Consider the following 14,563-nt stretch of genomic DNA (forward strand, 5'->3'; position numbering starts at 1 on the left):
AGGCATCAACTGCACTCATGGCCACTACCGCACCACGATCACACGACTTGAAAATCACCCCAAACATGCATAATACAGATGAAAACGACCTCTAAGTGAGCGTTTGGTTCTCCGGTGTCCCTTTCATTTGGTTTAGCTGTTGCGCCAGTTGGGGGTGGTCTCGTGGGTGAGGCGGCGGGCCACGAGGTTGATGGCGCCAGCTGGACCATGGCGACTGACCGGTGGGGGTGGGTTTCGCAGTCGCGGACCAGGCGGCGGTGGTGCATGAGCCAGCCGAGGGTGCGTTCGATGACCCATCGACATGGCTGAACCTGGAAGCCTCGGGTGGTGGGATCGCGTTGGACGATCTCAAGGTCGATGCCCAGTTGGGCTGCGTGTTCCACGGCTTTGGTCTTGTAGCGGAACTACAGCGGCCGCTGGGTCTGCGTGACCCACAGTGGCAGCTCCATCCACGACCTGCGCGGCTACAACCTCAACGACCAGACCCGCTCCCTGAAAATCAACCGAAACGACTGCGGCTGAACACCCCACAGGAACGTGCACACCGACGGCACGCACCGGGTCACGGATCCTACGGTGTCGTGGGAGGAACGCGCTGCCGGCACCGTGACGGTGTATCAACCCTGGACCGGTGGCCGCTGCCCACCCCTTGAGCGGAGTACCTGCAGCGCGGTGACTGCGAAGGGGTTCAGCGCCTTGGTCGAAAACCCATCTACCAGGGGCTTCACCACACTGTCAGCTCAACTGGACATCTTGGCCGAGAGGTTGAAAGACTTCGACGTACCGAGTTGCAAGTGCTGCGCCGAGTCAGACGTCGTTCATCAGAGCAGTCAGCTCGGCGTCAGTGGCCTCGGTCCTGAGCCGAACGTCGAAGTTATAGCCCTCGTCGCAGAAGATCAGATCGAGGTCCGCCGGAGCGAGCCGGCGGAAGACGACCGCCAACCACGCAGCGTCCTCTTGCCAGACGTCCAGGTACAGGCAGGTCCCATCCTGATGCAGATATGCCTCGCCCGGGCCGTTCTCCGTCTCGAAGTACCAGCAGCTGCTTCGTACCTCGCTTCGGTCCGTCGAGTCGACCTCGACATCTGACCACCGAGCCCGGATCGCCGCAGTTAGCGCTTCGCGGTCGACCCGCCATCCGCCCGCCTCACCGTCAATAAGTACCAAGAACTGCGCCATGACAGGTGTCTATCACCCGGCTCCGACACTCAGCCCGGCATCGTCAGAATGAGGCTGGAAAGGGCTCAGCGTGTAGGATCCGAGGGAATTACTACCTCCTCCGTCAGGACTTGCCGCCCCTCTCGTGAATTCTGGAGTACGGCCTCAGCGCGAGGTCCGGTTCCTCATCTCCGAAGCGTGGACTCCACCAGACGGATTCTCCAAGTGTCTTTCGTCGGACTTTTCCGATAAAAAACATTAGGTTGGATCGGTTCACACATCACCAGGAAAATGTCCCCCTCGCGGAGGATTATCTCTTCCTGGAACACGGTACCCCTATTTCTACGTGCGCGAATAACCCGAAATGTTAGTTCACGGCACCCCGGCGCCAGGCCAACGAACATAGGACGCTTGAAAGATGTATTGTTCATCTCACAAAGCGTCACCCCTTCGAATTCGACCGAAACAATTGACCATTTTAGTGTCACGCTACGATAAGAATCGCGCATCGCACAATGGAAGAGCAGCCCTGTCCTTCCACGCTTCTTCGCATACCAAAGACGGAAGCGAACGGATGGCGGGATTTTTTCGTTATCCCCGATTCGGATTACCCGAAGAGGCTGCTCTTCCATCACGCATACACTCCCTGAGTGCAGATTAATTACTATCCGGGTCCAGTAGTGGGGTATTTGTAGCCATGGCTGTAGCCAGCGCGGAACCACCATCGGCGATTTTCCCGCCCCCTTCACCTGTCAGTTGCTGCTGGAGTGCTGCTCCAAGATCAGCACTGAAGCGGAACTGGTTCGACTGCGTCGCGCCCTGCAAGCAAATCTGAAAGATCGACGCCAAGGTCATGGTGCTCGGCGGTGCCCAGCTCTGCGGATGGTCTGCACCGACAGAACCGGATCGACAGGCGGCACCAGCTCTGCGGTGGAGACTTCTACGAGGTGTGCTGGAGCGTCGCCGTCTCCCAGAGCGGTCACATACTCGATGACCTGGGCATGGGAGAGCACGGGAACCCTTTGGCGCAGGGTGTGCATGGCATGAATCCGCCCACGAGCGTCTGCCACCGTCCGGACTTCATCGTGCAGATCGCCCACAGCAGTCCGTATGACCTGCCCTCGAATACGGACTCGGTAGTCCGCCTCCCACGCGCCGGTTACTGCGGAGACGGGACCGATCTGGTGCAGGCTCCCGTCGAGGCGGTCAACCAGGTACGGCCCATTCCCGGCCAGCATGAAGTCCGGATTCCGGGTGCGCAGGTAATCCTCGGACGTCCAGGAGACAATCCACACCACTTCGTGCTGCTCCACATGCGCCACAGCCATGCGAATCGGGTCCAGCCCCGCCAACAACTCCCTCTGATAGTCGCGTTCCAGCTCTTCTTCAACCATCCGGACCGCGGCATCTCGCTCAATCACGCGTGCAGCATCCCCTACGGACTCGGACAACGACCACCGGGTTTCCCGCCTGCCACAAGGCTGGGCAAAACAACACTGACACTCCTAAATAAAGCTAAAAGGCGCGACTGATCCTCCGAGCGTTGGAGCAGCGACGATCACTCATGGTGGCCGCGTCACAGAAGTTGAGCCAGAACCCGTTCTCGCGTACAAAGCCAGGCCCCGGATCTCACCGCGGACATCCGGGGCCTCACACTGTCCGATCGGTCCGACCACGGCGAAACCCCGTGGTGACCTGCACGTACACGGGAACGGCCCTCCGGGTCGCGCAACAGCAGGCGCAACCCTTGCCGCAACCTCGTGCTCCTGATCGACCGAGGCGTCCGGTCACGCGGCCCCGTCCGGTGTCGGCACGGCGCGCAGACCGGCGTTCCTCGTGCTTGTGTGGCCGGCGGGTGGCGGCGGTGCGGCGACGGGCTCTTAGAACTCGTAACACGATCATGGCGAGACACCGTCTAGCCTTGCCCGGTGTCGTCCCTCGCTGTTACTGCCACCTCGTACTCATCCGCGCCTTCTGCTCTCGTCTACGCAGCACTCCTGGATGCAGAATCCTGGCCGTCGTGGACCTCCTACTACGAGGTCCAGTGGGAGTTGCCCGCGGGGGTCGAGCGACCGGCACGCGTAGATGACCTCCGCACCATCCGTTCCCGCCTTGGACGGGTGTGCTGCCGCGAGCGCATCGTCGAGTTGGTTACCGACCAGCGGTTCAGCTACGAACAGTCCGCCGGGCTGTTCGCTTCTCATCGAGGGTCTGTGGAACTGGCTCGAGCGCCCCACGGCGGCACCGACATCACCTGGTCAGCAACCTACCGGCACACCCTCCCACTTCTGGGCACGCTCAGAAGACGGCGTCTGCAGGTTTTGGTCCACGATCTCGCGTCATACGCCAACTCGATCGTGAGTCGACACTCCTAGGGCGTGTATCGAAAGCACGGACAGGCCGGGCGGGGTGATGCCCCGGTCCGGCCCGTCCGCTCTCTGCTAGAGGTCGAGCTGATGCTGGTGTGTCGTGTGCGTGGGTGTGTAGCCGAGACCGTCGTTGATCCGTCGCATGTGCGCGTTGCTGTCGGCGGTGTCGGTCAGAAGGCCATCGAGGTCCGGATAGTCCCTATGGGCTTGTCGGATCGACTCGGCCTTCATCCATCGGCCGAGGCCGTGACCACGGTGCTCGGGCAGCACGCCCGTGCCGTAGTGCTGGCCGTCACCTGCACCGTTGCCGGGGATGACGAGTTCGGTGAACCCGGCGATCGAGCCGTTGGAGGCGTCGATGGCGACGACGGTGTGCAGGTGGTCGCCGCGCTGTTCGACGGCCTTCGCCGCGGCCCGCACGCGGTCCACGTCCCAGGCCACGGTGCCGTACTCGGCATCGTCCATGGGCATGTCGTCCATGGCGCGGCGTGACGCGGCGAACGTCCGGGCGAGGTCGTCGGGGACGGTTCCCTGCCATGACGTCAGCTGGTAGCCGAGGTGCGGACGCTCGACGATTCCGGCGAGGACGGTGGTGTCCACGTCGGCCATTGCCAGGCGGGTGTACCTGAAGGTGAGGACCTTCCGGAAGCCGCGCGCTGCCAGGAAGTGGTCACCGGGCGATCCGGCTTCTGCCTGCGCGACGACGCGGCGTCGGGCGTTGTCCCGGGCGGTGGCCACGGCGGTGTTGAGGAGCCGGGACCCGACGCCCTTGCGGCGCTCCGCAGGATGAACGCGGAGGTCGAGCTCGGCGAGGTGCTCCTGTCCGCCGTCGAGCAGGCGCAGGAAGGCGGTCCCGGCAGGGATGGAGTCCGCGTCCGACGCCAGCCAGGCGAGACGCCGGCCGTGCGGCCCGTGAGCGGGGTCGGTCAGTGGGGTGATGCGAAGGGACAAGGTGTCTCCGTCGAGAGGAGGTGGCAAGGGTAAGTACGCGAGCTCAACTCCTGGGCACTCGTGCGCATGTGCTCTACACCTCCTGGTCGACAGCGCTGGCCTGCACCGATGCGGGCGGCTGGGTGAACCTAGCTGGCCGACGGCCCCCTGGGCAACGGATTAACGAAAAGGCGGTGCGGGTTTGTGGTCACAGCCACTCGTTGATGGTTGCGACGAGGACGGTCGCCTCATAGCGGACCGCGAGCTTGTCGTATCTCGTGGCCACGGCGCGGTGCCTTTTGAGCCGATTGATGCCACATTCGACCGCATGCCGAGCCTTGTAGTCCTCGGCGTCGAACTTGGGCGGCCGGCCGCCGCGAGCGCCGAGTCTCTTGCGGTTGCGAGCCTGGTCGGCCTTGTCCGGGATGGTGCAGCGGATGCCACGTCGGCGCAGGTAGGCGCGGTTTCTGCGGGAGGCGTACGCCTTGTCGGCCCGCACGCGATCGGGGCGGACGCGTGGCCGGCCCGGTCCGATGCGGGGCACGCGAACCTTCTCCAGTACCGGTTCGAACTGCGGCGAGTCTCCACGCTGCCCGGCCGTCACCACGATCGACATGGGCTTCTGCCCCTGCTCGACGGCCAGGTGCAGCTTGGTGGTGAACCCACCGCGCGAACGCCCCAGCCCGTGATCGCCAGGCTCGGCGACGACACCACCCGGTGACTCCTTCTGCAGGTCACCCCGCTTCCGGGCTCCGGCCGCATGCTGATGGGCACGGCACACCGTGGAGTCGACGCTCAGGTCCCACGTGATCGCACCCTTCGCGTCGGCCAGGGACTGGAGCTGGGTGAGGACCCGTGTGCCATCCCGTTGCCACCGGCGGAACAGGTCGTAAATCCGGCCCCACGGCCCGTACTCGACGGGTACGTCCCGTCACGGAACACCGGTCCGGACCCGGAACCGTATGCCGTCGATCAACTGCCGCCGAGACCGACAGGCGGCCGACCTGCCTTCACGCCCTTCGGCAGCAACGGCTCCAGCGCCGCCCACTGCTTGTCCGTGAGATCTCCCCGCCCCATGAACGGTGATCATTCACCGCCTCAAGATCCACTTTCGACACACGGCCTAGAAGCCTGTGCAAGGTTCATGATCCGGCCTTCTTCAGCCGCCTCCTACAGATCAGGCTACTGGCCAACGAGAGGAAGGCGTCGTGGAGTTCGAGGCGTCGTTCCCATCGGATGGCAAGGCGTTTGAACTGGTGGAACAGGGCGAAGGTCTGCTCGACGACGTAGCGGAGCTTGCCCAGGCCCTTGATGTCCGGGCACCCTTGCGGGAGATGACGGGCAGGATCCGTCGGCGGCGCAGTTCCCGGCGCACGGCCTTCGAGTCGTATGCCTTGTCCCCAAGGACGGACTCGGGGCGCCGGCAGAGGCATGAGGCCGGAGGCGCGGCTCAGTTGAGTCCGTGTCGATGGGCGTATGCAATGGCCTGTCCTCGGTCGCGGCTGCCGGTCTTGGCGAAGATGCGATTGATGTGGCTCTTGACGGTGGCCTCGCTGACCACGAGAGTTCCTGCGATCTCACGGTTGGACATGCCCTGGGCCATACAGCCGAGGACTTCGGCCTCGCGTTCCGTCAGGCCGTCGGGAAGCTGATCGGGCGCTCCGGCAGCATGCTGGCGGCGCACCAGTGCCACGAGACGCGCGTGGACTGCGGGGTCGAGTAGGGCTTGACCGCGGGCGGCGGCCCGCAGCGCGTGGGCGATGTCCTCACGCCCGGCGTCCTTGGTCAGATAGCCCAGCGCGCCGGCCGCCAGCGCGGCGTTGATCGACTCGTCGTCGCTGTAGGTAGTCAGGACGACAACGTGGGTGTGGGGGTACTCAGCGGTGATGGCGCGGGTGGCCTCGATGCCGTCCATGCGGGGCATGCGCAGATCCATCAGCACCACGTCGGGGGCTTGCTCCGCAACTGCGGCCAGGGCCTGCTCCCCGTCCCCGGCAGTGGATACGATCTCGACGCCGGGCAGCCGCTCACAAATGGTCACCAGACCGTCGCGGATGAGTGTCTGGTCGTCGACGATCAGCACCTTCACGTCGGGACCTCCGCCTCCACTCGCCAGCCTTCGCCTACGGGCCCCGCATAGACTGTTCCGCCGAGCAGTTCCACACGTTCTCTCATGCCCTGCAGACCGTATCCCCCTCCGGTTGCCTCGAGTCCATGATGTGCGTCGTCGCCGGAATCTCCTCGTGTCGCGTTGACGACCACCAGTCTGGTGGACGTGTCACTGTAGACGAGCTCAACGCTGACCGATCCGCCCGGCGCATGCTTGCGCGCATTGGTCAGTGCCTCTTGCGCGACTCGCAACAGAGCTATCGCCGCTGCTGGCTGCAGGGACCGCGCATGGCCATGCAGCTGGAAGGCGGCACCCGCGCCGTCTGCGAGGGCTGCGAGCTGCTCATCGAGCGCCACCGGCTCGTCACGCAGTACCCGCACCGCGCGCCGTGTCTCCTCCAGGCCTTCGACAACCAAACGGCGGGACCGGCCGATCGCGGCACGCACCTCGCTGGCCGCTACGCCACCTTCCACCAGGCTGTCCAGCACGGTCATCTGCACCGACAGCGCCGACAGCGTGTGCGCCAGTACGTCATGGACTTCCCGGGCAATATGGGTGCGCTCGGTCAGCAGCTCGGCACGCTCGTGCTCAACCTTGCGCCGTTCGCGCTCGACCATGAGCTCTTCTCGGACCTGCCTCTGGCGGCGGGCGATGCCCACCAGCAGGCCCAGTAGTGCGCCCATAACTGTGCTCGGCAGGGCATCGAATCCCTGCCCGGCGACCGCTGCGGACACAGCGGTCGCGGTCACTCCGGCCAGGGCCGGAGCCATGGCGAACAGAGGTTCGACAACGGACGCAGCGTACAGCGCCGCTATGCCGACCACGATCGCCCCGAAGTGGGACAGGATCGCCATCGCGCCGCCAGCGGTGCCGAGCAGGGTTGCCCCCACAAGGCAGAGCACCGGTCGCCTGATGCTTTGTCCGGTCAGCCAGCCCACGCAGCCCAGCCCTGCGACCACGAGAAGTACCAGGGCGAGCAGGTGCGGGCCGTGCAGGCCGGGAGCAGTCTGTTGTGCGGCCCAGTAGAGCAGCCCGGCCATGCCGAGCAGGCTTACCGCCATGTTGGTCAGCGACGGTTGTCTGCGTGTCGGCCGTCTCCTGCCGTCGGAGGGTTTCCACAGAGCGATCCTCACCAGTTCAGCATGCCGTCCCCCAGGCGCGGCTGTGGCTTCGGCACGTCGCTCACGCTGACAGCACCCGCTGCGGGCCGGAAGCACGGTCGGCCACGATTCCGCGCAGGCCCACGACAGCGGTACGGGCCAGGACCTGGGCCAGGGCCATCAGAATGAGCGCCGGTACCCAGGCGTCCAGGCCGATGCTGTGGTTCACCGAGAAGCGGCCGATCGAGTCTCCGCCGCCGTGCGTCGAATAGAGCTGGAAGGCCAGGCGGATCCCGGTACCCAGGACCCACAGCACGCCCGCGGTGATGGTCGCCTTGGAGATGACCTCGCCCTTCGAGCCTCGGTACACCTTCGTCAACACCCCGGCACCCGTGCCCAGCGCCAGCCCGATCAGCACCGCCGGCACGATCAGCTGTAGATCATTGCCCGCCGTCGGTATCCCATGCAGATATTTGAACCCTACCCAGCCGACGATCCCCACAGGCAGCAGCAGGGACCGCAAGGTCAGTCGGCGGGCGCGCATCTGCAGCACCACGATGCCGATGAGAGAGAGGTCGATAATCCAGTCCGTAGTCGTCATGCAACGAGAGTCGCCTCCAGACACCCCCCATTGCTTCAACCCACGGGTTGAAGCCGGGTTGATTCCGGATTCAACCCATCGCCTTCCCCCGACCCCGGGACGCTCAACCGACAGCCATCGCGAGTGATCGCCAATAGTTCATGCTCAAGCAGGTCGGGAAGTCCCTCAAACTCCGAGGACAGCGAGGCCACGGCAACGGCGTTCGGCTTCGACAGAGGGCAACAGTCATACCGGGGCCGGGGGCCAGGCGCCCCATTGCGGAGCCACGGAAAAGGCAATTGTGATAGCCGCCCTGCGCCCTGGGTTGGGTTGCTGCCGGACTGGCGTTGACGTTCCGGTATGACCCGCAAGGTAGTCAAGATCAGTAGCGTCGATGACCAGCACCATAGCGCTCGCCCCTGACACCAGGCCGACACCACCAACAGCTTCGAATACAGCACAGTCGGAATGACGCTCCCCGCCACTCGGCGCCTCGGCGTGGAACGCGGACCGGCGGATGCGGTACGCGAACGACCTCGACGCCGAGCGCAGCCTCGTTGCCGTCACGGCGAAGACCAACCGGTCCAAGGCCGACAAGGACCCTTCGGAGTGGATGCCGCCGGCCGAGTCCGCGAAGTGCACCTACCTCGCCGACTGGACCGCCACAAAGCTCCGGTGGAAGCTGACCGCGGACGACAAGGAACGGGCCGCCCTGGAGAAGCTGGCCGCAGGCTGCTCGACCACGGTCGTGAAGTACAAGGTCGCACCTTAAGAGATACGCCATGGGACAACGTGCCGTAACTCATCGCATCCGGGTCACGGTGAGCAGCCTCGCCGACACGCGGGCGGGGCCGCCCTCGTCGCCGACCGCCAGGACCAGATGGTGCGGTCTGCGCCGCGGCCCCGTGAACCCCACCACCAGTGCGTCCACGGTGTCCGCATGGCGCACCTTCACCCATCCGCGGCGCCCCGCCGGATAGCCGGCGTCGCCCCGCTTCGCGACGATCCCCTCGATCCCCTGCGCCCGGAGGGTCTCGTACCAGACGGTTGCCACCTCCCGGTCCTCGGTCGCGGGCACAGCCTGGATCGGCGGTCCGACATCGGCCAGCAGCTCCAGCAGGTAGGCGCGGCGGGCCGTGTATGGGCGGCTTCGGCAGTCCCCGATCGCCGGGTCAGGGTGTTGCAGGACGTCCCAGCAGGCGTACGACGCGGGATGCCGGGCGGCAAGGGCACGGGCCCGGGTGACCGATGACGCGGCCCGTGACTGCGCCGCGGCGAAGTCGAGCCGGTCGTCCCGCCAGATCACCGCCTCACCATCCAGGACCGTGCCCGGCCTCAGGGCCATGGCGGCGACGGCCCGATCCATCCAGTGCTGCGTGACGACTCTTCCCGACCGGGCGTACAGGATCACGGTGTCGTCGGTGCGGTGCGGCACGGTCCGGTGACCATCAAATTTGGGCTCGTACCACCAGCCCGGCCCGTCAGGCAGGGCCGGGACTGCCTGGGCAAGTGCCACTTTGACCGGGAACTCCATATGTCGATCTTGCAAGCCGCTGCCTCGGGCGGCGCCCGGGGCAGTCCGGACGGCCTACCAGGGCCTTCTCGGGCGACTAATATCGAACACGTGAGCGAACAACGGGTGGCCCCGCGTGTGACTGTCACCCTCCCCGGGGGACGTACCGTCGCAGGACGCCTCCATGCGCGCCGACAGGACGCCGATGGGCAGTGGGTGTACGAGGTCTCGATCGACGTACCCGCCGCAGCCGTCCGCCCCGTCGACGGCGAGGACTACGGCCAGGTCAGAACCGAACGGGCTGGCGGCCGGTGGGTACTCCAGGCCCTCCCCCAGGACACCCCGGATCAGGACGCCCTGGTCCTACACAGGGCCGACTGCCGGGCCGCCCAAGGGCGCCTCACCCCGGCCAGCGACAGTGAGGCCGCGATCTTTGTCCAGCAGGGGTGGGCCACAGCGTGCGACGTCTGCGAACCCACACCCTGATCGGACGGGAGATGATCTCCGGGTAACTGTGCGCCGCCCGTTGGGCTCCGGACCACTGCCTGCCCCCGCTCTGCCGGATGCTGCTCCCGGCGAACGTCTTCCGCCTGCCGAGCGGCTAGTCGGGGACGGGGCCGCGGCGGGAGTTGTGGGCGGTACGGGGATGCACGTCAGGCACCGGCCGCTGGGAGCAGGCCCAGGTGCCGCAGCCGAGTCGGCAGGGTGACGGGCCAGCCGCGGAACCATCTGCGGATGTGCGACATCCCGTGAGTTCTCCTGAGCCCTTATGAGTCCCCGTGCCCGTGGCCAGGGGGTTGTTCCTCCTTCGTGGGCTCTGCGGCCTAGTGACCTAACTTCGGGATTCCTGAAGCGTTCTCACCGCGTCCGATCGATCCACAGTCGGGCCGAAGGCGAGGAGGCTTGGGTCGGCGGCGCCGGCAGTCGTACGGGACCTGCGCGAGCACGCGGCGCCCGCGTCGGTCGCCAATGAACGCAGCCAGATCACGCGGTCACCGGGCCCCTGAGGGACACGTACTCTATTTTTGCCCAACCATTCCGATCTGTTCATATTCCCGTCGGCTGGTGAGGGTGGAATGCCGGGGGCCGGTCCCGACAATTCAGTTCGTGGACCAAGCCCCCGTTCCCCTGCCGCCCGCGCTAGTTCCGGCGGATGCCGCTGCCTGGCTCTCCTCCAACGCCGAGCGCTGGCGTGCGCTGCGGCCCGGGCGCTGGGCGCATCCCTTTCCAACGGTTCTGGCGTTGGCGCTCGCGAGCCTCGCTGCCCTCTGGTTGACCCCGGGGGACGCCTACTTCTGCGACGACAGAGGGCCCGGGCCCTGCACTCCCGACTGGCTCGGTACGGCCATGGCGGCACTCGTCGCCGCCGTTGTCTACCGCGGCATCAGACTGCTGACCCTGGCCACCGCCGCGGTGCTCCCTCTGGTGGCCATCTGGGCGCTTCTCGACCCGGGCACTCCCACCGCAGCGGGCATCGCCTTGGCGGTCGCGGCCTCCTACGCCTGTCTCGGTTGTCTGCACCGGCTCGCCGCCGCACGCCGTCAGCGTCGGCTGGCATTGGAGATCGCCGGCCCCGGAAGGTACCCACTGCCCGAAACGGCGATGACCCGCCCGGGCAACGGCGAGCTGCTCGGCTGCGGCATCGTGATGGTCGTCGCCGCCGTTCTCGCCTTCGCTCTCGGGCCGCTCCGCGTCACCCCGTTCATGGGCGGCGACGGCTGGCAGATGGTGGCGTTCTTCGGCACCATCATCGGCTTTCTGAACCTGGCGTACTACGTCAGAGACCGACGGCGTGCCGCCGCGCTGCGCCGCGGGCCGGTGCCCGCGCTGCGTGTACTCGTGCGCGAGGGGGGTGGGCGAAACGACCGGCGTACGTACGTCTTCGCGGCCGACGACGTCGAAGGGCGCCGCCCGTTCCTCGGCTGCTACACCCAGCTCGCCGACGGCGGGTCCCGCATTCCCGTGCACAACCGACTGCGTGAGGCCGTGTTGTTCGGCCCGCCCCACCCCGGCGGCGGGCTCGTCCTCGTCTCGTCCGACGGACAGGAAGCGCCCCGCCTGTGCATCGAGTACGACGCCCGACCGGCGCGTCAGGAACACCCCGACGAGCCGCCCGAGCCACCGGGTCCCGGCGCGGCACCCGTGAGCTGGGGGCCGGGAATCGGGAGCAGACTGTGCGCCGTCCTCGGCCAGAGCATCCTGATCGCCTTCGTGGTCGGTGACCTGGCCATATCCGGCGGCATGTCGCTCGGACAACGCGTGTTCCCTGCGATTGCCATCCTCGGCAGCACCCTCTTGATCACCACCCAGTTCAGCTGGCGTATCACGGCGGACAGCGCGGGCCTATGGGCCGTCGGGACGCGGAGGGTCCGGCACATACCCTGGGACGAGCTAACCCAAGTCTGGTTGAAGGACCGCGGATTCAGAATCGACCGGTCTGGCGAGGGTGCCCGCGGCGCGGAGATCTACGGTGTCGTCGCCCCAGCCTGGCTCAACCGTCGTTTCCGCCGCAGACCGGAAGCGCTGCGGGCGGTCGACGGCATCCGCGCCCTGCAGGCCGATCCCGCTCTGCGGCCGACCGGGGACAGCACTCCCGAAGACAGGGGCAGGCCCGTGGGCCTCCCCCTGCTCGTCGTCAATACGGCGCTGGCGCTCGCGCTGCTGGTATTCGGCTGACCACGTGGCCGGGCGGTCGTGGTAGGGGATGGGGGTTGAGGAACATCGAAGCGAAAACCGGCGCTTGTACTCTCCGTGACGTCCGCCGTAGATAGGAAAGTTACGCTGCCACCATGGGCGAGACGATGTGGAGCAGCAACGGATACTGGCTCTGCTCCCATTCCGGGTGCAGCAAGAAGGTAAACCCGACCATCACCGATCACGGCTGCTGCGGTCGGTGCTGGCCCGGCCGGGACTGCCTGAGCGCCGCGCAACGCGATTACGACGGTCCCGGCAGCTTCGCTCATACCTACTTCGAGGGGCTCCTGCGCCCCGGCGTCTGCACCGTCTGTGGCGAACCGCCCGAAGCACACTGAGACCGCGCCAGGCGGCCTTGCCGCAGGTAGCGGGGCCACTTCGCGCAGCGGGAGCCAGGCAGAGGCCCGTGAGCTGGGACGCTTCATCGTCACCGTCGGTGTCTCGAAGGTGGCTCTTTTGTGAGCGATCGATCAGTGATATCCCTAGGCACAGCCGTTGCAACGGCCACCGACCGGGCTGCACGAGGGGGGAACGTGTCGGATCAGACGCGTGCGCCACAAGGCGATCCCGCCGAACCGCCGCTGGTGCTCAAGGGCCCGGCGATGCAGTTTCCGTACATGCCGAGCCCCAAGAAGCTCGTCTTCGGGTACGACCCGGACGAGTTCGAGGAGTTTGTCAAGGAGTGGGTTCCCGCCCTTCAGCCGGAGTATGTGCGGGTGGAGCGGCAAGGCGGCAGCGGTGACCACGGTATCGATGTGGCCGCGTATCGCAGTGCGCAGGGTCTGGAAGGACCGTGGGACAACTACCAGTGCAAGCGCTACAAGAGCGCCTTGAACTGGAGTACAGCCGCAGGTGAGATCCGCAAGATGTTCGCCGGGGTGGTGCTGAGGCATTTCGTCCTGCCCACCCAGTACGTCTTCGTCGCCCCGGCGTTCGCCCGCAATCTGCGCACGGCGCTGGCGAAACCGGCTCAGACCCGTGCGAAATTCCTTCAGGGATGGCCGCCCTACGGCAGGCAGGTTCAGTCGTCAGCCATCACCAGCTCGCCGAATACATGCAGCCCGACCTGCGCTGCGAGCCACGGGGCGCGTTCGGCCTCGACCTGCTTCACGTGGACATAGACCGTGTGGTCATCCGACGGTTCATCCAGGTACAGATCACGCGCATTGACGCATAGCGACACGTAGGCACCCCGCTCCCCACCAATGCCAAGACCAACCTCCGGTGCCTCCGGCCAGCTTGAAAAGTCCCAGCACACCACCGAGGCGCCATTCCCAACCGCGGCCAAGAACGCATCCACGGTGTCTGGTTCCTGGCAGAACGACTTGACCCGAACAGGCAGGTGGCCGGCCGGGTCATCGCTGTCATCTGACGAGGCTGGGCGATCAGCGCTCTCCGACCACCAACTCAATTCGGTGAGGATCTCACTCAGCTCCTCCAACGTCTGCGAGGCGTGGACCCTAGCCAGGAACGTGACAACCATCCCCGAGGTCTCAGCGAGTGCAAGCAACTGGTGGGCTACTTCAAGGGCCTTGCCCAGGTCCGGGGTCCTGAACACTGCTTGAGCATATGAATTACTCATGGCCCGCAGTCTGACAGGGCCCCTCGACCCATCGGATCGAATATCCGGCCCTCGCCGGGTCACGCCCAAGCCCCCCGGGCGGAGCGGGCCCGCTCTTCGGTGCGAGGCCGACCAACACAGACCGTGCTGCTGCGGGCCCGGTATCCGGCTTCTCGTCGAGCCTCGTTCTTTTGGCCTCAGTCCTGGCAGGTTGGGGGCGCTCAAGGGGGTGGTTCGCGCCCCCAGTTCCGAGTTCTTTTGGCTCCACCACGATCGGGTGGTTGTCCTGGCCTTTGGCCGGCGGCAGGGCGATAGCGTAGGGGCTCGGGTCCTGCTGAATGGTTTCCCCCGACAGGCGCGGCGGCACTACGGACCTCGACCCGTATTCGATCCGGGACCGATGGTTTCTCCGAGCCTCGGTGGACGACGAGGACGGGCATTGGCTCGACCGGCCGGAGAACGGCCGGGCCCAGCATGGCTGAGGCCGGCATCCCCCTCGGGGCGCCAGTCCGACGATCGGGGCGCCAGCCCGACGAAAGGCGCATTCA

General features: G+C 66.2%; 13 protein-coding genes and 3 pseudogenes. 6 read left to right on the forward strand and 10 right to left on the reverse strand.

Annotated elements, in window-relative coordinates; all coding sequences use genetic code 11:
• Positions 1-132: 132 nt before the first annotated feature.
• From ACFU6I_RS44700 to ACFU6I_RS44710, 3 genes and pseudogenes are all read right to left on the reverse strand, one after another.
• Positions 133-398, reverse strand: a pseudogene (locus ACFU6I_RS44700) (IS5/IS1182 family transposase); the annotation flags it as partial.
• A 409-nt stretch (positions 399-807) separates the two neighbouring features.
• Positions 808-1,179: a hypothetical protein gene (locus tag ACFU6I_RS44705; protein ID WP_384049151.1), complete on the reverse strand. Its 372-nt coding sequence runs from the start codon at positions 1,177-1,179 to the stop codon at positions 808-810.
• An 830-nt stretch (positions 1,180-2,009) separates the two neighbouring features.
• Positions 2,010-2,579: a YrhB domain-containing protein gene (locus ACFU6I_RS44710; RefSeq protein ID WP_384379149.1), complete on the reverse strand. Its 570-nt coding sequence runs from the start codon at positions 2,577-2,579 to the stop codon at positions 2,010-2,012.
• A gap of 507 nt (positions 2,580-3,086) precedes the next feature.
• Between ACFU6I_RS44710 and ACFU6I_RS44715 the strand changes: the two genes are divergently transcribed.
• A complete protein-coding gene (locus ACFU6I_RS44715) occupies positions 3,087-3,533 on the forward strand; it encodes an SRPBCC family protein (protein ID WP_384379151.1) in 447 nt (148 codons plus the stop codon).
• Between the two features lie 66 nt (positions 3,534-3,599).
• Here ACFU6I_RS44715 and ACFU6I_RS44720 read toward each other — a convergent pair whose 3' ends face one another.
• The 5 genes and pseudogenes from ACFU6I_RS44720 to ACFU6I_RS44740 all read right to left on the reverse strand — a co-directional run bounded on the left by ACFU6I_RS44720 (position 3,600) and on the right by ACFU6I_RS44740 (position 8,268).
• On the reverse strand, positions 3,600-4,478 hold the full coding sequence (locus ACFU6I_RS44720; protein ID WP_384379154.1) for a GNAT family N-acetyltransferase: 879 nt from the start codon (positions 4,476-4,478) through the stop codon (positions 3,600-3,602).
• A gap of 187 nt (positions 4,479-4,665) precedes the next feature.
• Positions 4,666-5,534: pseudogene (locus ACFU6I_RS44725) on the reverse strand (IS5 family transposase).
• A gap of 373 nt (positions 5,535-5,907) precedes the next feature.
• Positions 5,908-6,546 carry a response regulator gene (locus ACFU6I_RS44730; protein WP_384379157.1) on the reverse strand — a complete coding sequence of 213 codons (639 nt, stop codon included), beginning with the start codon at positions 6,544-6,546 and terminating at the stop codon, positions 5,908-5,910.
• Complete coding sequence (locus ACFU6I_RS44735; protein WP_384379160.1) at positions 6,543-7,700, reverse strand: sensor histidine kinase; 1,158 nt, start codon at positions 7,698-7,700, stop codon at positions 6,543-6,545. The genes ACFU6I_RS44730 and ACFU6I_RS44735 overlap by 4 nt, the downstream gene beginning before the upstream one ends.
• 49 nt (positions 7,701-7,749) lie before the next feature.
• Complete coding sequence (locus ACFU6I_RS44740; RefSeq protein ID WP_384379163.1) at positions 7,750-8,268, reverse strand: hypothetical protein; 519 nt, start codon at positions 8,266-8,268, stop codon at positions 7,750-7,752.
• Between the two features lie 466 nt (positions 8,269-8,734).
• On the opposite strand from ACFU6I_RS44740, the pseudogene ACFU6I_RS44745 reads away from it, so the two are divergent.
• A pseudogene (locus ACFU6I_RS44745) lies at positions 8,735-9,019 on the forward strand (HNH endonuclease); the annotation flags it as partial.
• Between the two features lie 30 nt (positions 9,020-9,049).
• Here the strand turns inward: ACFU6I_RS44745 and ACFU6I_RS44750 are convergent.
• Positions 9,050-9,781, reverse strand: a complete 732-nt coding sequence (locus ACFU6I_RS44750; RefSeq protein WP_384379166.1) for a hypothetical protein — start codon at positions 9,779-9,781, stop codon at positions 9,050-9,052.
• A gap of 90 nt (positions 9,782-9,871) precedes the next feature.
• Between ACFU6I_RS44750 and ACFU6I_RS44755 the strand changes: the two genes are divergently transcribed.
• From ACFU6I_RS44755 to ACFU6I_RS44770, 4 genes are all read left to right on the forward strand, one after another.
• Complete coding sequence (locus ACFU6I_RS44755; RefSeq protein WP_384379169.1) at positions 9,872-10,246, forward strand: DUF6233 domain-containing protein; 375 nt, start codon at positions 9,872-9,874, stop codon at positions 10,244-10,246.
• Positions 10,247-10,867: 621 nt separating this feature from the next.
• Complete coding sequence (locus ACFU6I_RS44760) at positions 10,868-12,436, forward strand: hypothetical protein (protein WP_384379172.1); 1,569 nt, start codon at positions 10,868-10,870, stop codon at positions 12,434-12,436.
• Positions 12,437-12,549: 113 nt separating this feature from the next.
• Positions 12,550-12,792 (forward strand): hypothetical protein, encoded by a 243-nt coding sequence (locus ACFU6I_RS44765; RefSeq protein WP_384379175.1) that lies wholly within the window; start codon positions 12,550-12,552, stop codon positions 12,790-12,792.
• A 195-nt stretch (positions 12,793-12,987) separates the two neighbouring features.
• Complete coding sequence (locus tag ACFU6I_RS44770; protein ID WP_384379178.1) at positions 12,988-13,575, forward strand: restriction endonuclease; 588 nt, start codon at positions 12,988-12,990, stop codon at positions 13,573-13,575.
• Here the strand turns inward: ACFU6I_RS44770 and ACFU6I_RS44775 are convergent.
• Entirely contained in the window at positions 13,476-14,036 is a 561-nt protein-coding gene (locus tag ACFU6I_RS44775) for a hypothetical protein (protein ID WP_384379180.1), read from the reverse strand. The two genes, ACFU6I_RS44770 and ACFU6I_RS44775, sit on opposite strands and share 100 nt — an antisense overlap.
• Between the last annotated feature and the right edge of the window lie 527 nt (positions 14,037-14,563).

Source organism: Streptomyces sp. NPDC057486 (assembly GCF_042802415.1).
In the GTDB taxonomy this organism is placed as follows: domain Bacteria; phylum Actinomycetota; class Actinomycetes; order Streptomycetales; family Streptomycetaceae; genus Streptomyces; species Streptomyces yanii.

Excerpts from the sequence above, each read along its gene's own strand:
- ACFU6I_RS44705 (WP_384049151.1), bottom strand. The coding sequence starts at position 1,179 with ATGGCGCAGTTCTTGGTACTTATTGACGGTGAGGCGGGCGGATGGCGG.
- ACFU6I_RS44775 (WP_384379180.1), bottom strand. The coding sequence starts at position 14,036 with ATGAGTAATTCATATGCTCAAGCAGTGTTCAGGACCCCGGACCTGGGC.
- ACFU6I_RS44740 (WP_384379163.1), bottom strand. The coding sequence starts at position 8,268 with ATGACGACTACGGACTGGATTATCGACCTCTCTCTCATCGGCATCGTG.
- ACFU6I_RS44750 (WP_384379166.1), bottom strand. The coding sequence starts at position 9,781 with ATGGAGTTCCCGGTCAAAGTGGCACTTGCCCAGGCAGTCCCGGCCCTG.
- ACFU6I_RS44765 (WP_384379175.1), top strand. The coding sequence starts at position 12,550 with ATGGGCGAGACGATGTGGAGCAGCAACGGATACTGGCTCTGCTCCCAT.